This window comes from Clostridioides sp. ZZV14-6150 (genome assembly GCF_020657875.1).
Taxonomy (GTDB): Bacteria; Bacillota; Clostridia; order Peptostreptococcales; family Peptostreptococcaceae; genus Clostridioides.
In genome coordinates, this window is the sequence record NZ_JAGWDA010000002.1 from 116,737 (window position 1) to 137,784 (window position 21,048).

Consider the following 21,048-nt stretch of genomic DNA (forward strand, 5'->3'; position numbering starts at 1 on the left):
TAATATTAGATAATAACTCATCTACAAGGTAGTAGTTTTAATTGAGCAAAGAGGCTTAAAGTTATTAATAGATTAAGTTAATCAAATATATTTATAAAACTTATAAATATATTTGATTTAACAAATATTTATTATAGCTTTAAGCCTCTTTGCTTGTTTAAGACATACTTAAATTTTAGGAGGTGAGAAAATGAGAGAAGAATTATTAAGTGTTGGTATTGACATTGGGACAAGTACTACTCAATTGATTTTTTCTAAATTAATAGTAGAAAATACTGAATCAAATTTTTCGGTACCTAGGATAAGTATAGTAGACAAGGAAATTATTTATAAAAGTAAAGTTTATTTTACTCCTCTTATTTCAAACAAAGAAATAAATGGACAACAAATAAAAGAAATAGTTGAAAATGAATATAAAAAAGCAAATATATCTAAAGTAGATATACATACAGGAGCAGTAATAATAACTGGCGAAACAGCTAGAAAAGAAAATGCAAATGATGTACTTCATACTTTAAGTGGATTTGCTGGAGACTTTGTCGTTGCAACAGCAGGACCTGATTTAGAAAGTATAATATCAGGAAAAGGAGCAGGGGCTCATATTTATTCAAAAGAACATTCAACTACAATTGTAAATATAGACATAGGTGGGGGAACTAGTAACATAGCTTCATTTAAAAGGGGAGAAGTAACTGATACTGGGTGTTTGGATATAGGTGGAAGGCTTATAAAGGTAGATAAAGCAAGTAAGAAGATAACTTATATTTCGCCTAAAATAGATAAAATCATAAAAGATAATAACTTAAATCTTCAAGTAGGAACTGTAGCTACAATAGAAAATACAAAACCAATAGTTAATATAATGGTTAATTTATTAATGGAAAGTATAGGATTAAAATCTCAAACGCCTTTATTTGATTTTATAATAACTAATAAGTCAATAAGTATAGATGAAAAAATTAAAAATGTTTCATTCTCAGGTGGAGTAGCAGATTATATTTACTACAATGGAGAAGTAAGGAATTATTTTGAATATGGTGATTTGGGAATTTTACTTGGGCAAGCAATAAAAAATTGCGAATACCTTAAAAAAGTAAATGTAGTCAAATCAATAGAAACAATAAGAGCAACAGTGGTTGGTGCAGGTTCTCACACTACTGAAGTAAGTGGAAGTACAATAACCTACACTAGTGAGTCATTCCCAATTAAAAATTTACCAGTTTTAAAATTATCAGTTGATGAAGAGATTGGTACTTCAAAACAGATTAGTCAAGCCATAGAAAATAAACTTAACTGGTTCAAATTGGAAAATGATTTACAGAAAGTTGCTATAGCTATGATAGGCAAGAAAAATCCTACTTTTTTAGATATACAAGAGTATGCTAAAGGATTTGTAGATGGAATGAAACAAATTATAGAAAATAATTTGCCTTTTGTGGTAATCGTTGAAAATGATATGGCAAAGGTGCTAGGTCAAGCAATATATGCATTATTGAACTATAAAAAAGATATTGTTTGTATTGATAGTGTAAAGGTTGAAAATGGAGATTATATTGACATTGGAAAACCTATAGTTGAAGGTAAGGTTTTACCTGTGGTAATAAAAACATTAGTTTTTAATTAATAGAAGGGGGTAAGTAAATGATTTTAAAGACAAAATTATTTGGACGTACTTATCAGTTTAAAGGCTTATATGATGTAATGGCTAAAGCTAATGAAGAAAAATCAGGAGATAAATTAGCAGGTCTTGCAGCACAATCAGCTGAAGAAAGGATAGCAGCAAAAGTTGTTTTATCACATATAAAACTAGAGGATATAAGAAATAATCCTGCAGTAGCATATGAAGAAGATGAAGTAACAAGAATAATACAAGATGCTGTAAATGAAAAAGTTTATGCAGAAATAAAGGACTGGACAGTATCTGAACTTAGAGAATGGTTATTAGATTCAAATACTACAAGTGCTGATATAAGAAGAATATCAAGAGGGTTAACTTCTGAGATTATCGCAGCAGTTGCAAAACTAATGTCAAATATGGACTTAGTTTATGCTGCTAAGAAGATAAAGGTTACAGCCCACTGTAATACAACTATAGGAGAACATGGAACATTATCAGCAAGACTTCAACCTAATCATCCAACAGATGACCCAGATGGAATACTTGCATCGCTTCTTGAAGGTCTAACTTTTGGTATAGGAGATGCAGTGCTTGGATTAAACCCAGTTGATGACTCGGTTGAAAGTGTTACCAAAGTATTAAAAAGATTTGAAGAGGTAAAGCAAAAATATCAAATACCAACTCAAACATGTGTATTAGCCCATGTTACTACACAAATGGAAGCGATAAGAAATGGTGCTCCTGCAGATTTAATATTCCAATCTATAGCAGGTTCTGAAAAAGGAAATGAAGCATTTGGATTCAATGGCGATACTATAGAAGAAGCTAGACAATTAGCTTTAAAACACGGAACAGCTACAGGACCTAATGTCATGTATTTTGAAACTGGACAAGGTTCAGAATTATCTTCAGAAGCACATCATGGAATAGACCAGGTTACTATGGAAGCTAGATGCTATGGATTTGCTAAAAAGTATGAACCATTCTTAGTAAATACAGTTGTTGGATTTATAGGACCAGAATATTTATATGATGCTAGAGAAGTTGTAAGAGCAGGACTTGAAGACCATTTTATGGGTAAATTACATGGATTACCAATGGGTGTTGATGTTTGCTACACTAACCATATGAAAGCTGACCAAAATGATATGGAAAACTTAGCTATATTACTAACAACAGCAGGATGTACATACTTTATGGGAATACCTCATGGAGATGATGTTATGCTTAACTATCAAACAACAGGATACCATGAAACAGCATCACTTAGGGAAATGTTTGGACTAACAGCAATAAAAGAATTTGATGCTTGGATGGAAAAGATGGGATTCTCTAAAGATGGTAAATTAACAGATTTAGCGGGAGACGCATCTCTATTATTAGGATAGGAGGTATTTAGTATGAATGAGAAGGATTTAAAAGCATTAGTAGAACAGTTAGTTGGGCAAATGGTTGGAGAATTAGATACTAATGTTGTATCTGAAACTGTTAAAAAAGTGACTGAAGTTGTAATAGATAATGATGCTTGTATAGATGACATAACAGAAGTTGATATAAGAAAGCAATTACTAGTAAAAAATCCAAAGGACGCAGAAGCTTATTTAGATATAAAGTCTAAAACGCCTGCAAGAATAGGTATAGGAAGAGCTGGTACTAGATATAAAACAGAAACAGTTTTAAGATTTAGAGCAGACCATGCTGCTGCACAAGATGCTGTTTTCTCTTATGTAGATGAAGAATTTATAAAAGAAAACAATATGTTTGCAGTAGAAACTTTATGTAGTGATAAAGATGAATACTTAACAAGACCAGATTTAGGAAGAAAATTCTCTCCAGAAACTATAAATAATATAAAATCTAAACTTGGAACAAATCAAAGGGTTTTGATGTTAGTAGGAGACGGGCTTAGTTCAGCAGCTATAGAAGCAAACTTAAAAGACTGCGTGCCAGCTATAAAACAAGGTCTAAAAATGTACGGAATAGATTCAAGTGAAATTTTATTTGTTAAACATTGTAGAGTTGGTGCTATGGACCACTTAGGTGAAGAATTAGGTTGTGAAGTTATATGTATGTTGGTTGGAGAAAGACCAGGATTAGTTACTGCTGAATCAATGTCAGCATATATAGCATATAAGCCATATATAGGAATGGCAGAAGCAAAGAGAACAGTTATATCAAACATTCACAAAGGTGGAACAACTGCAGTTGAAGCAGGTGCTCATATAGCTGAACTTATAAAAACTATGTTAGATAAAAAAGCTTCAGGAATAGACCTTAAATAAAGTCGAGGGAGTGTAGAATATGAAAAACGATGTAATTCGTCCTAATATATTAGGAATTAAGATAATTTCAAATATAAGTCCAGAAATGGCACAAAAACTAGAACTAAAATCACATCACAAAAGTTTAGGTTTAATAACTGCAGACTGTGATGATGTTACATACACAGCTCTTGATGAAGCAACTAAAGCTTCAGAAGTTGATGTTGTGTATGCAAAATCAATGTATGCAGGTGCTGCAAATGCTTCAACAAAGCTTGCTGGTGAAGTACTAGGGATAATAGCAGGACCAAGTCCAGCAGAAGTAAGAAGTGGTCTAAATGCAGTAGTTGATTTTCTAGAATATGGAGCAACTTTTATAAGTGCAAATGATGATGATTCAATAGCATATTATGCTCACTGTGTATCAAGAACAGGTACATACCTTTCAGAAGTAGCAGGAATAAGAGAAGGTGAGGCATTAGCTTATTTAGTAGCACCGCCACTTGAAGCAATGTATGCGCTGGATGCAGCAATGAAGGCAGCAGATGTTAAGATGTGCGAATTATTTGCACCTCCAACTGAAACAAACTTTGGTGGAGCATTACTTACAGGTTCTCAATCGGCTTGTAAAGCAGCATGTGATGCATTTGCAGAAGCAGTAAAATCAGTTGCAGATAATCCAACAGGATTCTAGGATAATTAAATGGATGCTGTAGGCTTAATAGAAGTAATAGGATATGTTGCTGCAATCGAAGCTTCTGATGCTTGTTTAAAATCTGCAAATGTTAATATCTTAGAAATTGATAAGGTTGGAGCAGGCATTGTTACTTTAACAATATGTGGAGATGTTGGTGCTGTTGAATCAGCTCTAGAAGCAGGTGAAATAGCAGTTTCTAGAATTGGTACATTAAGAGCATCACATATTATACCAAGAATACATAATGAAGTAACCGATGCTTTATTTAAAAATAAAGAACCTAAAGTCTGTGAAGTTTCAGAAGATACAGAGGAAAACTTTGAAATTACATTAGAAATAACTGATAATGTATCGAAAAATTTATCGGAAAAAGATAATGTAATTTTAGATGGCACTGAAAATAGTGAAAATAATAATGAAAAACTATATAGTGATATAAATAAAATTAACAAAGAAATTGAAGTAGTTGATGATAGTTTAACAGAAACTAATGAGGAAAAAATAGAAAATACTAATGATAATAAAGAAGTATTAGAACAAGTCAAAATAGAAAATTCTGATTTTGATAGAGATGATTTATCAAAGAACAGCGTGAAAAAACTTAAAGCTATGGCTAAGAAATTAGACTCTTCAATAACTTATAAAGATTTAAATGTTCTTAAAAAAGAAGAATTGATAAACTTAGTTAAAAAGCTTAGCAGAGGGGATAGATAGTTATGACACTTTTAGATAAAGATTTAGTATCTATACAAGAAGTCAGAACTCTTGTAAAAAGAGCTAAAGTGGCTCAAGAGAAACTTTCTAAAATGAGCCAAGAGCAAATAGATAAAATAGTAAAAGTTGTTGCAAATGCAACATTTAATAATGCTACTAAATTAGCTAAAATGGCAAATGAAGAAACTGGGTTTGGAAAATGGGAAGATAAAGTAATTAAAAATACTTTTGCATCCATGGGAGTTTATGAAACTCTAAAAGATACAAAAACTATTGGAATAATTGGTGAAGATAAAGAAGCAAATACGATAGATATAGCTATACCAGTTGGAGTTGTGGCAGGTCTTATACCTTCAACAAACCCAACATCAACAGTAATATACAAAACTATAATATCTTTAAAGGCAGGAAATACTATAGTTTTCTCTCCACATCCAAATGCAAAAAAATGCATACTTGAAACAGTTAATATAATAAGTGATGCAGCTATAAAAGCTGGAGCTCCAGAGGATTCAATATTATGTATAACTAATCCAAGTATAGTTGGAACTAATGAATTAATGAAACATAAAGATACAAACTTAATATTAGCAACTGGAGGAGAAGCAATGGTTAGAGCTGCTTACTCTTCAGGAACACCAGCTATCGGAGTTGGACCTGGAAATGGACCAGCATTTATAGATAAATCAGCAAATGTTAAGTTAGCAGTCAAAAGAATAATAGATTCTAAAACTTTTGATAATGGTGTTATATGTGCATCAGAACAATCTATAGTAATAGAAAAATCTATGGAAGAAACTGTTTTAAAAGAACTTAAAAATCAAGGTGCGTATATTTTAAATGAAAAAGAAAGTGAGAGATTAGCAAAATTCATATTGAGAGCTAATGGTACTATGAATCCACAAATAGTTGGTAAGAGTGTTGAGGTAATATCAAATTTAGCAGATTTAACAAATGTACCTAAAAATACAAAAGTTCTCGTTGCAAGAGAAAATAAAGTTGGTCATAATGTAGCCTATTCAAGAGAAAAACTTACGCCAATACTAGCGTTCTATGTTGAAGAAAATGTAGAGGCTATTATGAATAGATGTAGAGAAATATTAATAAATGAAGGTGCAGGTCATACCTTCTCAATGCATGCAAATGATGAAGAGTTGGTAAAGAGATTTGCTCTTAACATGCCAGTATCAAGAATACTTGTGAATACTCCTTCAGCACTTGGAGGAATAGGTGCATCAACAAACCTTGTGCCAGCACTAACACTTGGTTGTGGTGCAATAGGTGGAAGTTCAACTTCAAACAATGTAGGTCCACTTGATTTAATAAATGTTAAAAGAGTAGCTTATGGAATCAAAGAAATAGAAGAACTTGGAAGAGATACATCTCAAGTTGAAAAATCAATGTTTGACTCAATGGATAAAGAAGAATTAATAAATCTTCTAGTTCAAAGATTAGTCAAAGAACTAGCATAACTAAAACAAACAATGAAATTTATAGCTATAAATTTCTAAAAATAAAAACTATAAAATTAAATTTTTGGAGGATAAGATTATGGCAAGTGCAAACGCATTAGGAATGATAGAAACTAAAGGATTAGTAGGAGCGATAGAGGCAGCAGATGCAATGGTTAAAGCTGCAAATGTACAATTAGTAGGAAAAGAACAAGTAGGTGGAGGATTAGTTACTGTAATGGTAAGAGGAGATGTTGGAGCTGTTAAAGCTGCTACAGATGCTGGAGCTGCAGCTGCTGAGAGAGTTGGAGAACTAATATCAGTTCATGTTATACCAAGACCACATTTTGAAGTAGATGCTATATTACCAAAAGTATCAGCTGAGTAATATAAAAGCAATTTTAAAATTCAAATTTTGATTAAAAAAGAGGCTATCTCAAAAATGAGTCTTACTAATAAACTCAATGTATTTTGAGGTAGCCTTTTTTATACATCTAATAGGAGATGTGATAAAATGGGTGTTTTAACAGAAAACGAAATAAAAAGAAAAATAGGAAAAAACAAAGGCAATGTAACTGAATTCTATATAGAAAAAGGACAAATAATAACTCCTTCTGCAAAATCTTATTTAACTGAGAGAAGTATTGAACTCAAATATATTGATAAGCTTTCAGATATAAATAATGAGCCCAAAGAAGTTATAAAAGAAGTAGTTAAAGAGAAAACATATAAATATACTACTGTATTTGGTGCTAAATTAGATGAAAAACCAGAACATATGACTCAATTAAATGGAAATCTTTTAGTTTTTAAAGACCATAAAAGAATAATACTAAGAGGTAAAATAGATTCTCTTGAATCAGAAATACTAAAAGCACAAATTCTTTGCCAAAAACTAGGTATGCCAAAGCTTGTTAAGGAATTACAAGAGGTATTAGACTTTGTAAGAAATATAATGAGATGTGAGGTTTTAGAAGAAAAACTAGAAGATTTTAAACTTTTAGGATTGACTCCACAAGAACTTAGAGAACAATCTCACTATCCTAAAAAATACTTTGGTATAGGACATGAGTTCCCAAGTTATGAAATGGGAGAAGTAGTAGTAGCTATAAATAGTATAAGAAGCAATACACGAGAGGTTGAACTTGCAGCTTACGAAGCATTTAAAGGTGAGTACGGAAATGTTCAAAGAGAAGATTTAATAAAGGCACTTAATAGATTATCGTCAGTATTTTGGATAATGATATATAAAGTTAGAACTAATAAATATAAGTAGTTGGAGGACGCAATGGAGAGTCTATTAAATGAAATAGTAGAAGAAGTAATAAATAGAGTTAAAAAAGAAGCATTCATAGAAGTTGAGGCATCAGGAAGACACGTTCACTTAAATAGAGAAGATGTAGATAAATTATTTGGTAAGGGATATACTCTTACAAAATTAAAAGACTTATCTCAACCAGGTCAATATGCTTGTAATGAAAGAGTCACAATAACTGGTCCTAAAGGAAGTATAAAAAATGTAGTTGTACTTGGGCCATGTAGAAATGAAACTCAGGTAGAAATATCTTTAACAGATGGTTCAACTCTTGGATTAAAAGCTCCTATAAAACAAAGTGGAGACTTAGAAGGTACTTTAAGTATTAAAATATCAACACAACATGGTGAAGTTGAACTTGATAAGGGGTTAATGGTTGCTAAAAGACATATACACATGACTCCTAAGGATGCTGAACAATTCAATGTATGTGATAAAGAAATAGTTGAAGCTAAGGTAATGGGTCAGAGACCTTTAACATTTGATGATGTAGTAATAAGAGTTAGTGACAGCTTTAAAACTTACATGCACATAGATTATGATGAAGCCAATGCATGTGGCTATTCAAAAGGGACTGTTGCTAAAATAATAAAGAAAGCATAAATTAATTTAACTTCTAATTTCATTGTTGGAAGTATTAAAAATACATAAAAGTATGAAAGATGAATATAGAAAATACCTCTAGGGAGGATTAAATATGAATTATGATGACCTTGTAAATCTAATAATAGAAGAAGTTTATAAAAAAATAAATAATAATGAATTGAAAGTATCTAGTAAACCTAAAGCTGTAATTGTATTTGAACAGGATAGTAGTAAATTTAACTTATTAAAAGATGAATTTGAAATAGTTGAATTTGATAGAAGTACAAAAGAGTGTGAAATAGTGATAGTTTCGAAACTTTGTATGAGAGGATTATCAAACATAGCACTTGGGAATTCAACAAGTGAAGAAGAAAGATTTATACTAAAAATGATTATGAAGCGTAAAAAAGTATATCTCTTAGATGAAGGAATTGAATACAAAAAATATAAGGATACTGCACCAAAAGCATTATATAAGAAGTTTATGTCCTTTGAAGATGAAATATGTAAATTTGGTGTAGAAATTATAAAAGACTTAAATACTATAAATAAAAATAAGTTAAGTATAAAAAGTGAAGTATCAAGTGCTATAGTTTCTAAAAAAGAAAATACAAAAGCTTTAAATAAAGATATAGAAAGTCTAAACAATGTAGAAAATATGAAGATAGATACTGAATTTAGTTTAGATTTAAGAAATAAAAAACTTATATCAGAAGCTGACTTAAGAAAACCAACTATAAATGGAGTTAAAAATATACTAGTTAATAAAAAAAGTATAATAACTCCATTAGCTGTAGATTTTATGAAAATACACCATCTCAAACTAAAGAAAGTGTAAGGAGGTAATTTTATGGATATAGGAAAAGTTGTAGGTAATGTTTGGGCCACAAGAAAAGATGAAAAATTATGTGGTCAAAAACTTTTAGTTGTAAAAATTTTAAAAACTAAAGACACATACAAGGAAGGCTTCATGGTTGCAGCCGATAATGCAGGAGCAGGAAATGAAGACTTAGTTCTTATATCCAAAGGTTCCTCAGCTAGAGAATCGATTGAAAAAGCTCATGTTCCAGTAGATGCAACGATAGTTGGAGTAGTCGATTCATTTGAAGTGTTTGATGAATAAAAGTATAGGCACTATAGAGTTTAAAAGTATAGATAAAGGTATAGAAGTTAAATTCACAATATATAAGACTGTAATATCATCAGTAGACAGTCAAATAATAAAAAATCTAATAAAATAATGGGGGAACTATGAGTATAAATGAAATTATAATCTATGTAATGGTAGTCTTCATGGTACTTGGGGCTATAGATAAATGTATAGGTAGTAAATTTGGTCTTGGAGAACAATTTGAAGAAGGTATAATGGCAATGGGTTCACTTGCAGTTGCAATGGTAGGTGTTATATGTCTAGCACCAGTTCTTGCTGATGTATTAAGACCAATTGTAGTACCAGTGTTTGATATGCTTGGAGCTGACCCAGCTATGTTTGCTGGAAGTTTGTTAGCTAATGATATGGGTGGTGCACCACTTGCACTTGAGCTTGCAAAAGACCCTAATGCTGGATTATTTGGAGGATTAATAGTAGGTGCTATGATGGGACCTACAATAGTGTTTATAATACCAGTTGCACTTGGAATAATTGAAAAAGAAGACCAAAAATTCTTAGCAGCAGGAATACTTGCAGGGATAATAACAATACCTATTGGAGCATTTGTTGGTGGATTAGTTGCAGGATTTGAAGTAATGATGGTTCTTAGGAACTTGATACCAATAATAATATTTGCAGTCGTTATAGCACTTGGATTATTGAAATTTGAAAATGCTATGATAAAAGGATTTACATATTTTGGAAAGGGTGTAGTGATAGTTATAACTTTAGGACTTGCTGCTGCAATAGTTGAAGCCTTAACAGGAATAGTTGTAATACCTGGAATGAAGCCAATAGGTGAAGGTATAGAAATAGTTGGAGATATTGCAATAGTTTTAGCAGGAGCATTCCCATTAGTATTTGTTATAACAAAGGTATTTAATAAACCATTAATGGCTTTAGGAAAAGTTCTTGGAATGAATGATGTATCAGCTGCAGGGCTTGTTGCAAGTTTAGCTAACTGTATACCAATGTTTGGTATGATGAAAGATATGGATAATAGAGGAAAGATAATAAACGTAGCATTTTCTGTATCAGCAGCATTCGTATTTGGAGATCATTTAGGATTTACAGCAGGATTTAATGCTAATATGATAACACCAATGATAGTTGCTAAATTAGTTGGTGGTATAACAGCAGTCTTATTAGCTATGGTTATAGCAAGTAAGACATTAAAGAAGGAGAATGTATAAGATGGATATAGCAAATATAGATAAAAACTTAATTGAAACATTAGTAAGAGAAATAATAGAAGAAAAAATAAATGGAACTAAAGATACTGTAGATTTTGTTAGAAATAAAGATGTTAGTGGAATAACTTCTATAAAATTACCAACTGTAAAGGTTAGTGAATCTGATAGATTAGATACAGGAAACCCAAGGGATGTAGTTTACACAAAAGATTTATTTACATTAGAGGAAAGCCCAAGATTAGGTTGTGGTATGATGGAAATGAAGGAAACAACTTTTGACTGGACTCTAAACTATGATGAAATAGATTATGTAATAGATGGAACTTTAGATATAGTAATAGATGGAAGAAAGGTTTCTGCTTCTTCAGGTGAGTTAATATTTATACCAAAAGGAAGTAAAATACAATTTTCTGTACCTGATTATGCTAGATTTATATATGTAACATATCCAGCAGATTGGGCATCTCAAAATTAACAAGAAACTGAATTAAGTTAATAATAATCAAATAAATAATTCCCCCTACGTTTAAAAATAGACGTAGGGGGATTAACATTTATTTTTTTATAAAGAAGTTTCTCTTAAAACTAAATTTTCATTTCTCTCAATTAGATGTCTAATAGACCATTCATTTTGAAATAACAATACTGGATTGCTATTTTTATCTTCAACTAATATTGTATCCATTGGTGTTGAAAGCTTATCCGATTTAAAAGTATCAGGTTCAATCCAACGTATATAACGATAAGGTAGTGTGTTCATTATCATATCAACACCATATTCTTGTTTTAGACGATATTCTAAAACTTCAAACTGAAGAACTCCAACTACTCCTACAATAAGTTCTTCCATACCAAAATTAGGTTGTTTGTATATCTGTATAGTACCTTCTTCTGATAATTGTGTAAGTCCTTTTAAGAACTGTTTTCTTTTAAGAGCATTCTTTGTAGATACTCTTACAAAATGTTCAGGAGCAAATTGTGGTATGCCAGTGTACTGTAAATTTGATTTTTTTTCACTTAATGTATCACCAATATTAAATATTCCTGGATCATGTATCCCTATAATGTCTCCTGGATAAGCTGAATCTATTATAACACGGTCTTGTGCTACAAACTGTTGAGGTTGTGAAAGTTTAACCTTTTTGTTTCTTTGTACATGAGTTACTGTCATACCTTTTTCAAATTTACCAGAGCAAATTCTTAAAAATGCAATTCTATCTCTATGAGATTTATCCATATTAGCTTGAATCTTAAATATAAATCCTGAGAAGCTATTGGAATTAGGGTCAATATCACCTAAATTACTGCTACGAGGATTTGGTGGAGGTGTTATTTCTAGGAACGATTCTAAAAATGGTTCTACACCAAAGTTAGTAAGGGCACTTCCGAAGAACACAGGTGTCAATTCACCATTTAATACTCCATCTAAATTAAAATTATCTCCAGCAATATCTAAAAGTTCAATATCTTCTAGTAGTTTTTCATGAAGAGCATCACCTAATAAAGTGTTAAATCTTTCGTCAGATATATCTCCAGTTGTAGACTTAGCAATAGATTGTCCATGGTTACCATCATCAAATAGTTCAACTTGATTTTTATGACGATTAAACACACCTTTGAACTCTTTACCAGAACCAATTGGCCAGTTTACTGGGCAAGAGCGAATTTCTAGAACATTTTCAATATCTTCAAGTAGTTCAAAGGGATCCTTTCCTTGACGGTCCATTTTATTTATAAAAGTAAAAATTGGTATTCCTCTCATTTTACAAACTTGGAATAATTTCTTTGTCTGATCCTCGACACCTTTAGCAGAGTCAATAACCATTACTGCACAGTCTGCTGCCATAAGAGTCCTATAAGTGTCCTCACTGAAATCTTGATGCCCTGGAGTGTCAAGAATATTTATACAAAAGTTATTATATTCAAATTGAAGAACACTTGATGCAACAGATATACCTCTTTGTTTTTCAATTTCCATCCAGTCAGATACTGCATGTTTTTGAGATCTTCTTGATTTAACCGATCCTGCTTCACGAATGGCACCACCATATAATAGAAACTTTTCAGTTAATGTAGTTTTTCCTGCATCGGGATGGGAAATGATTGCAAAGGTTCTTCTTCTTTTAACTTCATCAATCAAGCTTAAATTTTGTTCTGTCATTTTTTATCATCCTTTATTTTAATTTTACGATTATCCAAATATAAAAAATTATATTTATTAATAGTTTTAAAATGAACATAATTTTCCATATGCTATAAAAAACTACAATCCTATTAATATTATAACTTTATTGCAAAACTGTCAATATAGAAACCTTTATTTCACACTCAATTGCACTCTCAAGAGACTCATCTTTTTCAACTTTACCACCAGGAAACTCCCGCATATTTGGAAGACTCATTTATTGGGATATTAAAGCACATAATATTTCATTATATTCATTATTAAATCATGGAATAACCAGTATTAGAGCATTAAATCATTTGGAGTAAGAATAGAGGATAATATGATAAAAGAGTTAGAATCTAAATGGATGGATTTAAACAAAAAAATAGATTAATTTCTAAAGTTGCACTTTTATAGAAAGGGCATCACCAATATCATGCGTAACTAAAATAGTAGACTTATTTTCATTTTTAATAATACTATAAACATCATCACAAACCAACAATCTAGTTTGATAGTCAAGAGCTGAAAAAGGTTCATCTAAAAGTAAAACATCTGGATTTACAGAAAGTGTCCTAATAAGAGCAACTCTTTGTCTCATACCACCAGATAATTCTTTAGGATACATACTTCTGAAATCCCATAGTCCATAAGTCTTTAAAAGTTCTTCAACTCTATCTAAAGATTTTTTATCTTTTTTTCCTTGAATTTCCAAACCAATAGTTATATTATCCATTATATTTCTCCATTCAAGCAGATTATCTTTTTGAAACATATATCCAATATTTCCAGTAATCTTTACATCACCACTAGTTGGTTTTAAAAGATTAGTAAGAATATTTAAAATTGTAGATTTTCCGCTTCCAGAAGGTCCGAGTAATGTTAGTATTTCGCCTTCTTTCAAATTAAAATTGACATCCTTTAATACTTCAAGCTCGCCTTCCTTAGTGTAGAAGTTCATATTGATATTTTTAACTTCTACTATGTTGTCATTCATCATGCCACCCCCTATAACTTTTAGCTCGTATATATTATGTTATTAACATTACAACCTATTTGTACCATTTTTCATAAATATAATATAAATATTTTGTTTATTTACGTATTTTCTTAGTAACTTGTACGTATAAATTAGAGATAAATAAATTATAAGGTAGGGGATAAAATTGAGTAACATAATAACTAATTTGATAGAGTCAATATTTACTAATCCAATAACTATATTATTTTTACTTGCAATAACTTTGTATTCTATTTTTAAAATTATAGAAAACAACAAGTTGTATTTGTTTGTAGGTTCAAAACTAGAAGAAATCAACCGAGACTATAAAACGAGTGTGTTTTATAGCAAAATAAGGAATGATTACTATACATATAGTAAAGAAAATCCTTATGCTGATGTAAATATAACTTCATTTGTAGAAGAAGTTGTATCAGATTTAAAATATAATAACTTACCGATATTAGAAAAAATTAGAAGTATAAAAAATTCATCTTCAATAAGTATATTACTTGGAGTTTTAGGTACCTTTGTTGGACTTTCTACAATGCTTTTATGTGTTGATACTAAAGATATTATAAATTCACTTCCTTCGACTATTAGTAGCATGCAAACTGCATTTACAACTAGTATATTTGGAGTGGTATTTTCTCTAATTATAGGATATTTTACAAAGATAAAAGACTGTGAACATGTTTTGATACAAATAATGTTAAAATCTGAGAATCTACTGACATCTGAGGTAACTCATATTAAATCAGAAAGAATGGACTTAAAAGTAGAAGAAGTAAAAAATACAATAAAACAAATAAGCAAGTCTATAGAAGCTATTGAAAAATTTGATAAAATATCTAAAGACTTAAATGATTTTAATGATGAATTTATCAGTGGAATAGAAGCTTTAAAAAGTCTTTTAGAAGGCTCTCAAAGTTCTATTAAGACATTTGACCAAAGTGTAAGAAAATTAGATAAACAGTTTAATATTTTAAATGTAAAATTTGTGAAACTGTTTGATAAGTATGATAATCAAGATAATATAAATAAGGAAATTCTATTTGATATAAAAGAATCATCAAAAAATATATATAATTCCACTGAAAGCCAGCATAAAATTAAAGATTATATAAGAAATATAAATGCAGGATTTGCTTTATATGAAAGAAGTGCTCAAGATTTGTTAACTAAATTAATGACTCATGAAAACAAAATATCTCAAAATCAAAAAATTCTTTTAGATGAAAAATACACTCTAGACGATTCAATTAAGAATCTTTCAAGTATTATTGAGAACTTTTCTAATGACTTACAAACCAAACTAGATATAATGTTTGAGAATTCTTTAGACATTCAAGATAAGCTAGATGTTATGTTTAATAACTCCTTCATGCAAGATGAAGTTCCTCTTGATAGTGAAGATTTATTTGAAAATAATATTGATAGCATATTTAATCCTTTGAGTGAAGAAATTTATGAGATAGAAAAGAAAGAAATAAAGGCCATAGGTGAGGATGAGTTAAATGAATAATAAATATAGAAGAACTGTTAACAGAGAATTTGAAAAGAGTAGTTTCTGGCCAACATTTACAGATTTATTATCCACTGTGTTGATGGTTGTAATTCTTATCTTATTTAGTTCAGAAAGTATCTCAGGCTCAGTTGAACAAGATTTAGCTAAAAATGTGAATGCTTCTGTTGAAGAAACCTTTAAAAAAAGTGGTATACCTGTGAAAGTGGATAAGGCTAATGGTCAAGTAACTTTTGGTGAAAGGACAATGTTTGATGTAGATAGTGATGTCTTGAAACCAGAGGCTAAAGAGATGTTAAAAATGTTTGTTCCAAAGTACATAGAAACTATTTATAAAGATTATGGCGACTATATATCTAAAATAGTTATAGAAGGTCATACAGACGATGTAGGAAGCTATATCTATAACTTAGATTTATCACAAAGAAGGGCATATAGCGTTGCTAAATTTATAGTAGGAGATGAAATAGGTAATTATAAATATAAAGATGAAGTAACTAAACATATTATTGCAATAGGTAGGTCAAAAGCTGAACTCGTAAAAAATGGAGATAATAGTGTAAATAGAGATGCATCTAGAAGAGTAGAGCTAAAATATGAAATAAATATTAATCAAAATAAATAGTTAAAAAATTATAAAAAAAAAGAAGGCAGTTGGTGTGAGCTTTAAGCCTTCTTTAAGGAAAAAGTTTATTTATTTTTGTTGATATTTAATATATTATAAGTTTTGGAAGAATTTTGCAATATTTTAAACATAAATGGTCGTTTAAAATGCATAACTGGGTACTACTGATGTAAAATAATTCATTTTATATAATATAAAACTTATACAGTGTCAATTTTTTTTATTATTATTTTATAAATGCTAATTAAAATATTATGTAAAAAAATATCATAAAAACGCATATCATGTTATAATTACTAGTGTATTATGAAAATGGAGGCGTAGTTTGTGATAGAAAAAAATATAAATAACAAAAAAAATTCTAAAGTTAAATCCTTAATATTTCTGCTAATAATCTCTGTATCTATTTATTTAACTGGTTGTAGCAGTGCAACAGACAGTGAAAATAATCAATCAAATAACCAAGAAACTTTATCTAGTAGTATATCAAGTGATAAAAATGTAAAAATTCATTTTATTGACACTGGAAATAGTGATGCAATATTAATTCAAGAGGGCAAAACTTTTATATTGATAGATGGGGGAGATAACGATGATGAGAATTTAATGGTAGACTACCTAAATAATCAAGGGGTAAAAGATATTAAATATCTTATAGCTACTCATTCTCATGCAGACCATCTAGGGGGACTTGATTCTGTTGTAAAAAATTTCAATATAGAAAATGTTTTTGTATCAAATGGTTCAGCAGAAACAAAGAGTTACAGAGATTTTATAAATGCTTTAGCAAATAAAGATTTATCTCCAAGTGTACCTCTTGAAAATAAAAAGTTTTATCTTGAAGATTCCTATTTTGAAGTTCTAAATACAAATGGAGGAGATACTACTAATGAACAATCACTAGTACTTGCATATACTAATGGTAACGATAAAGCCTTATTTACAGGTGATGCTGAAGAAGGTACAGAAAAAGAAATACTATCAAAACTTGGAGAAGTAGACCTTTTAAAAGTAGCTCATCATGGTTCTCGTAGTAGTTCATCTCAGGCTTTTTTAGATAAAGTTAACCCTGAATATGCAGTAATTTTAGTTGGAAAAGGTAATTCATATGGTCATCCACATGAAGAAACAATGAACAAATTAAAAAAGATGGGTGTAAAAGTACATAGAAGTGACGAATGTTCAGATATAGTATTTGAATCTACAGGTGATGGAGTTTTTACAAGCTGTAAAGATGGAAGTTACAAAAAAGGTGTTAGAGAAGATGGAAGCTCCGAAAAGTCAAATAACAATACAGGCCAGAATGAATCCTTAAATAAGGAACAAAATGCATCGAATTTGTCAAAAATAGTGTATTTTACTCCAAAAGGGAAGAGTTATCACTCAACAAAAAATTGTAGTGGACTTTCAAGAAGTAAAAAAATATTATCAGGTTCAATTGCAGAAAGTAAGAAAAATGACCCATGTGATATATGTTATGGAAAGCAATAGTTAAAATATAGGAAATAATAAATAAAAAGCAAATAATACAAAATAGTAAATACATATAAAAATAAGCTATTCCAAATAGATAAAATAAAGAAATTAAGATATATTTTATCTATTAAATAGCTTATTTTTTTGATATTCTTTAATAGTTATTTTATAACTCTAAATACACCAGTTACAATACCTACAATTTCAACTTCTGAGTCTTTAAGCATAATTGGTTCCATAAAATCATTTTCTGGTTGAAGTCTTATCAAGTTTCCTTCTTTAAAGAATCTCTTGACCGTAGCAGATTCACCATTTATAAGTGCAACTACTATCTGAGAATTTAAGGCTGTATTTTTTTTGTCTACTACAACGTAATCTTCATCTAAAATTCCTGCATTAATCATACTTTCGCCTTTTACTTTTAATACAAAGTTATTACTGCCCTTTACTAAACTGGCAGGGAATGGAATATATTCCTCTATGTTTTGTTGCGCTAAAATGGGTTCTCCAGCTGTTATTTGACCTACTAAAGGAAGTTCTATTATTTCCTGGTTAGCTCCAGAAACATCATTGACTTTACTACGCTCCAAAACTTCAATAGCTCTTGGTTTAGTAGGGTCTTTTCTTATGTATCCCAGTTTTTCAAGTTTATTTAGATGAGAGTGCACAGTTGAAGTAGATCTTAACCCTACAGCAGTACATATTTCTCTTACAGCAGGTGGATAGCCTTTTAATATGATTTGAGATTTTATAAATTCCAGTATTAAAACTTGCTTTTCAGTTAGATCTAAATACATAACATCACTCATTTCCAAACATATTTTGTTTTTATTTCCATACATTTATATTTTTAATTATAACATAATCCATTTATATCTGCAAACATTTGTTCCTGATTTTTAATCATCTTCAATCCATTCAAAATTCTTAACTATATCACGTTTTACATTTTTTTTATGTGCAGCATAAAGTTGAGTAGTCGTGACATTATCATGGTCGAGTAAATTTTGAACATCGTATATAGAAAATCCTGTTTGAATCAGAGAGGTAGCAGCAGTTGCTCTTAATTTATGAGGGCTATATCCATTATCTCTAGTTGTATCTAGTGGAATAGATGTATATTTTTTTACAAGTGTTCTTATAGCTTTTGCTGTAATTCTTTTATTTTGAAGAGATAAAAATAATGCATCTTTAACTTCATCATTTAGTAAATCATCTCTTGTTCTTTCATTTTGCAAATAATCTTTTATTACATGTTCACAAGTATGATTTATAGGCATTAAGACTTCTTTTCCACGTTTTCTATATATTTTGAATTCACCTCTTGAAAAATTAAAAGAGGAGATATTAAGTTCTCTAAGTTCATTTAATCTAAGCCCATATGTAACAAATAGAGCTAATATAGCCTTATCACGTAATCTAGTTTTTTTCCAATAAACTTTTTCTTTTTCAGTAAGACCTTCACCAGTTTCTACTGATTCTAACATTTTTGCAACTTCATCTATTTCAAGACGTTTAATAGCATCTGGTTGTGGTTTAGGTAGCTTTATTGGATTAAATCCATCAGTTATGTTATTATCTATTTGAGAATTTCTATATAAAAATTTAAATAGAGTAGAGATGGATGATTTTTTTCTTGCCAGAGCTCTATTATTATTTTCAAAAATTAATGTGTTTTTTTCTGTATTTTTATAATATCTGCTGCAATAATCGCCTAAAAATAAGTTTATATCTCTTGATTTTATCATGTTAAAATCACTTTCTGTAATGTCTTTTATACAATCTGCACTTGTTAGTTCCTTTGTCTCAATCATGTATAAGCAGAAAAACTTTATATCTTCTAAATAAGCAAGTCGTGTAGAGACGGCAACAGAACCTTTTAGATATATAAAATAATCTTTCATAAATACAGGAAGTTTATTTTCCAAAAGTAGACATTTTTCTATAAGTTCATTTTCTTTGATGACAATATTATCAGGTTTATCAGATTTATTATGTACTTTTATAATTTTCTTATCATTATTCAAATTTAAACCTCCTAAAATTAAAATATGAATATTTGTAAGTTATTTTTATTAATAACTATGAATATTTGTAAGTTATTTTTATTAATAACAATGTAGCTATGTTAGCATAAATATTTAATTTAATCAATTAATGTATTTTTTAAGAGATTAGTAGCGCTCTAATTGGTTTTCGCACTAACTATTCCCTAAATCCACATTTAAAGACTAGTTGAGTTCAAGTACTCTTTTTAAATTTCTCAATATATGTTTAATAAATATTTACTAAAATATATTGAGAAATTTTATGCTTTACTAAAATCTTTTTCAATCTTGAATTTTACTATCTTTTCAAGGAAACTAAAATAAGAAAACTAAAAATAGTATAAAATTTAGTATCTTAATTAAAATTTTTAAATGGACTTACCAAACTTAAAATATAAGATATTATCAGAGTTACTATTGAAAAAATAAGCCCTATCGTCATAAAAAAACTTACAAATATATTATACTTTACTATTAAACTAGATATATTTAAGCCATTAAGCCCAAATAAGTATGTAATTAGACTAATTGCAAATATAACTATAACTATAAAACTCAAACCCTTTAAACTGCTTTTCAAATCAGCACTACTAAGTGACATATGAGTGGAAATTGAATACATTAAAAACATAAATATAAAATATCTTAATGAATATATATCAGGTGTTAACAATATTGTTTTTACAAAATTAGAAACATCATCTAAAATAATCTGTATAAAACCCGCTATATTAAAATTATTAATCATACTTACATATAATTTTAAATCTATGTTTTGTGTTATTTTAATGTAACTATCTGGTAATAGTATTCTAAAAAGTACAATAATCATCATTGTTCCACCTATAATTGGAGCAATTCCTATAAAAAAATTTCCTATACTCTGATAAATATTATCTTTTTTATAACTATGATTTACATATCCTAATACTCCATCATTTTTACTTTCAATTGGTCTAAAGAATTTTACTGAATTTATTTTATGCATAAAAATCAAACACATTATTAAATGACTCAATTCATGTATAAAAGTTCCAACAGCTCCAGTTACAATGACACCAGTTTTTCCAAAAGATAAAAAGATAAATTTATTATTTAAATTTTCTATAATACTAAAAATTAATCCAAATACAATAAATATTCCTATAAAACAAAAGATATTTATTATACTTATTTTAAAAATCTCAACTATATGAATCATAAACTAGAACCTCGCATTTAAG

Annotated in this window: 22 protein-coding genes; 17 read left to right on the forward strand and 5 right to left on the reverse strand. The window is 29.4% G+C overall.

The features are described 5' to 3' along the window. The first annotated feature begins 190 nt into the window (after positions 1–190). The 14 genes from eutA to KGF41_RS03045 all read left to right on the forward strand — a co-directional run bounded on the left by eutA (position 191) and on the right by KGF41_RS03045 (position 11,459). Positions 191–1,624 (forward strand): ethanolamine ammonia-lyase reactivating factor EutA, encoded by a 1,434-nt coding sequence (eutA, locus tag KGF41_RS02985; protein WP_227856348.1) that lies wholly within the window; start codon positions 191–193, stop codon positions 1,622–1,624. A gap of 17 nt (positions 1,625–1,641) precedes the next feature. Further along, the gene (locus KGF41_RS02990; RefSeq protein WP_227828058.1) at positions 1,642–3,006 is read left to right on the forward strand and encodes an ethanolamine ammonia-lyase subunit EutB; all 1,365 of its coding nucleotides are present in this window, start codon (positions 1,642–1,644) and stop codon (positions 3,004–3,006) included. A 12-nt stretch (positions 3,007–3,018) separates the two neighbouring features. Then, positions 3,019–3,900 carry an ethanolamine ammonia-lyase subunit EutC gene (gene eutC, locus KGF41_RS02995; RefSeq protein ID WP_227828057.1) on the forward strand — a complete coding sequence of 294 codons (882 nt, stop codon included), beginning with the start codon at positions 3,019–3,021 and terminating at the stop codon, positions 3,898–3,900. Between the two features lie 19 nt (positions 3,901–3,919). Next, positions 3,920–4,573, forward strand: coding sequence for an ethanolamine utilization microcompartment protein EutL (eutL, locus tag KGF41_RS03000; protein ID WP_003423987.1), 654 nt, complete (start codon positions 3,920–3,922; stop codon positions 4,571–4,573). A gap of 9 nt (positions 4,574–4,582) precedes the next feature. Further along, positions 4,583–5,290, forward strand: a complete 708-nt coding sequence (locus KGF41_RS03005) for a BMC domain-containing protein (protein ID WP_227828056.1) — start codon at positions 4,583–4,585, stop codon at positions 5,288–5,290. A 2-nt stretch (positions 5,291–5,292) separates the two neighbouring features. Further along, positions 5,293–6,762: an acetaldehyde dehydrogenase (acetylating) gene (locus KGF41_RS03010; RefSeq protein ID WP_227856349.1), complete on the forward strand. Its 1,470-nt coding sequence runs from the start codon at positions 5,293–5,295 to the stop codon at positions 6,760–6,762. Positions 6,763–6,841: 79 nt separating this feature from the next. Then, entirely contained in the window at positions 6,842–7,129 is a 288-nt protein-coding gene (gene eutM / locus KGF41_RS03015) for an ethanolamine utilization microcompartment protein EutM (RefSeq protein ID WP_003423991.1), read from the forward strand. A 126-nt stretch (positions 7,130–7,255) separates the two neighbouring features. Then, positions 7,256–8,017, forward strand: a complete 762-nt coding sequence (locus KGF41_RS03020) for a cobalamin adenosyltransferase (protein ID WP_227828054.1) — start codon at positions 7,256–7,258, stop codon at positions 8,015–8,017. Positions 8,018–8,029: 12 nt separating this feature from the next. Further along, positions 8,030–8,659, forward strand: coding sequence for an ethanolamine utilization phosphate acetyltransferase EutD (gene eutD / locus KGF41_RS03025; RefSeq protein WP_227841651.1), 630 nt, complete (start codon positions 8,030–8,032; stop codon positions 8,657–8,659). Positions 8,660–8,753: 94 nt separating this feature from the next. Beyond that, on the forward strand, positions 8,754–9,479 hold the full coding sequence (locus tag KGF41_RS03030; protein WP_227841650.1) for a TIGR02536 family ethanolamine utilization protein: 726 nt from the start codon (positions 8,754–8,756) through the stop codon (positions 9,477–9,479). Positions 9,480–9,491: 12 nt separating this feature from the next. Continuing rightward, entirely contained in the window at positions 9,492–9,764 is a 273-nt protein-coding gene (locus KGF41_RS03035) for a EutN/CcmL family microcompartment protein (RefSeq protein WP_227828051.1), read from the forward strand. Then, positions 9,757–9,882, forward strand: a complete 126-nt coding sequence (locus KGF41_RS20825) for a hypothetical protein (protein WP_255287800.1) — start codon at positions 9,757–9,759, stop codon at positions 9,880–9,882. The genes KGF41_RS03035 and KGF41_RS20825 overlap by 8 nt, the downstream gene beginning before the upstream one ends. A gap of 10 nt (positions 9,883–9,892) precedes the next feature. After that, entirely contained in the window at positions 9,893–10,984 is a 1,092-nt protein-coding gene (eutH, locus tag KGF41_RS03040) for an ethanolamine utilization protein EutH (protein ID WP_227856350.1), read from the forward strand. Between the two features lies 1 nt (position 10,985). After that, a complete protein-coding gene (locus KGF41_RS03045) occupies positions 10,986–11,459 on the forward strand; it encodes a cupin domain-containing protein (RefSeq protein WP_227856351.1) in 474 nt (157 codons plus the stop codon). Between the two features lie 87 nt (positions 11,460–11,546). Here the strand turns inward: KGF41_RS03045 and KGF41_RS03050 are convergent, their stop codons facing one another. Then, on the reverse strand, positions 11,547–13,145 hold the full coding sequence (locus KGF41_RS03050) for a peptide chain release factor 3 (protein WP_227828048.1): 1,599 nt from the start codon (positions 13,143–13,145) through the stop codon (positions 11,547–11,549). Positions 13,146–13,548: 403 nt separating this feature from the next. Then, positions 13,549–14,148, reverse strand: coding sequence for an ABC transporter ATP-binding protein (locus KGF41_RS03060; protein ID WP_227482658.1), 600 nt, complete (start codon positions 14,146–14,148; stop codon positions 13,549–13,551). 169 nt (positions 14,149–14,317) lie between these two features. On the opposite strand from KGF41_RS03060, the gene KGF41_RS03065 reads away from it, so the two are divergent. From KGF41_RS03065 to KGF41_RS03075, 3 genes are all read left to right on the forward strand, one after another. After that, complete coding sequence (locus KGF41_RS03065; RefSeq protein WP_227828047.1) at positions 14,318–15,676, forward strand: hypothetical protein; 1,359 nt, start codon at positions 14,318–14,320, stop codon at positions 15,674–15,676. Beyond that, entirely contained in the window at positions 15,669–16,301 is a 633-nt protein-coding gene (locus KGF41_RS03070; protein WP_227828046.1) for an OmpA family protein, read from the forward strand. The genes KGF41_RS03065 and KGF41_RS03070 overlap by 8 nt, the downstream gene beginning before the upstream one ends. A gap of 327 nt (positions 16,302–16,628) precedes the next feature. Next, positions 16,629–17,792 carry a ComEC/Rec2 family competence protein gene (locus tag KGF41_RS03075; RefSeq protein WP_227828045.1) on the forward strand — a complete coding sequence of 388 codons (1,164 nt, stop codon included), beginning with the start codon at positions 16,629–16,631 and terminating at the stop codon, positions 17,790–17,792. Positions 17,793–17,938: 146 nt separating this feature from the next. On the opposite strand, the gene lexA is transcribed toward KGF41_RS03075, so the two are convergent. The 3 genes from lexA to KGF41_RS03090 all read right to left on the reverse strand — a co-directional run bounded on the left by lexA (position 17,939) and on the right by KGF41_RS03090 (position 21,026). Next, a complete protein-coding gene (gene lexA, locus KGF41_RS03080) occupies positions 17,939–18,574 on the reverse strand; it encodes a transcriptional repressor LexA (RefSeq protein WP_227828092.1) in 636 nt (211 codons plus the stop codon). A gap of 102 nt (positions 18,575–18,676) precedes the next feature. After that, a complete protein-coding gene (locus KGF41_RS03085; RefSeq protein ID WP_227828044.1) occupies positions 18,677–19,804 on the reverse strand; it encodes a tyrosine-type recombinase/integrase in 1,128 nt (375 codons plus the stop codon). Positions 19,805–20,180: 376 nt separating this feature from the next. Then, positions 20,181–21,026 carry a hypothetical protein gene (locus tag KGF41_RS03090; protein WP_227828043.1) on the reverse strand — a complete coding sequence of 282 codons (846 nt, stop codon included), beginning with the start codon at positions 21,024–21,026 and terminating at the stop codon, positions 20,181–20,183. Positions 21,027–21,048 lie beyond the last annotated feature (22 nt).

Bases quoted from the DNA above. Each gene is read 5' to 3' on its own strand.
- eutM (WP_003423991.1), top strand. From the start codon at position 6,842: ATGGCAAGTGCAAACGCATTAGGAATGATAGAAACTAAAGGATTAGTA.
- KGF41_RS03035 (WP_227828051.1), top strand. From the start codon at position 9,492: ATGGATATAGGAAAAGTTGTAGGTAATGTTTGGGCCACAAGAAAAGAT.
- KGF41_RS03090 (WP_227828043.1), bottom strand. From the start codon at position 21,026: ATGATTCATATAGTTGAGATTTTTAAAATAAGTATAATAAATATCTTT.
- eutH (WP_227856350.1), top strand. From the start codon at position 9,893: ATGAGTATAAATGAAATTATAATCTATGTAATGGTAGTCTTCATGGTA.
- eutA (WP_227856348.1), top strand. From the start codon at position 191: ATGAGAGAAGAATTATTAAGTGTTGGTATTGACATTGGGACAAGTACT.
- KGF41_RS03030 (WP_227841650.1), top strand. From the start codon at position 8,754: ATGAATTATGATGACCTTGTAAATCTAATAATAGAAGAAGTTTATAAA.
- KGF41_RS03010 (WP_227856349.1), top strand. From the start codon at position 5,293: ATGACACTTTTAGATAAAGATTTAGTATCTATACAAGAAGTCAGAACT.
- KGF41_RS03020 (WP_227828054.1), top strand. From the start codon at position 7,256: ATGGGTGTTTTAACAGAAAACGAAATAAAAAGAAAAATAGGAAAAAAC.
- KGF41_RS03060 (WP_227482658.1), bottom strand. From the start codon at position 14,148: ATGAATGACAACATAGTAGAAGTTAAAAATATCAATATGAACTTCTAC.
- KGF41_RS03045 (WP_227856351.1), top strand. From the start codon at position 10,986: ATGGATATAGCAAATATAGATAAAAACTTAATTGAAACATTAGTAAGA.
- KGF41_RS20825 (WP_255287800.1), top strand. From the start codon at position 9,757: ATGAATAAAAGTATAGGCACTATAGAGTTTAAAAGTATAGATAAAGGT.
- KGF41_RS02990 (WP_227828058.1), top strand. From the start codon at position 1,642: ATGATTTTAAAGACAAAATTATTTGGACGTACTTATCAGTTTAAAGGC.
- lexA (WP_227828092.1), bottom strand. From the start codon at position 18,574: ATGTATTTAGATCTAACTGAAAAGCAAGTTTTAATACTGGAATTTATA.
- KGF41_RS03070 (WP_227828046.1), top strand. From the start codon at position 15,669: ATGAATAATAAATATAGAAGAACTGTTAACAGAGAATTTGAAAAGAGT.
- eutL (WP_003423987.1), top strand. From the start codon at position 3,920: ATGAAAAACGATGTAATTCGTCCTAATATATTAGGAATTAAGATAATT.
- eutC (WP_227828057.1), top strand. From the start codon at position 3,019: ATGAATGAGAAGGATTTAAAAGCATTAGTAGAACAGTTAGTTGGGCAA.
- KGF41_RS03050 (WP_227828048.1), bottom strand. From the start codon at position 13,145: ATGACAGAACAAAATTTAAGCTTGATTGATGAAGTTAAAAGAAGAAGA.
- KGF41_RS03005 (WP_227828056.1), top strand. From the start codon at position 4,583: ATGGATGCTGTAGGCTTAATAGAAGTAATAGGATATGTTGCTGCAATC.
- eutD (WP_227841651.1), top strand. From the start codon at position 8,030: ATGGAGAGTCTATTAAATGAAATAGTAGAAGAAGTAATAAATAGAGTT.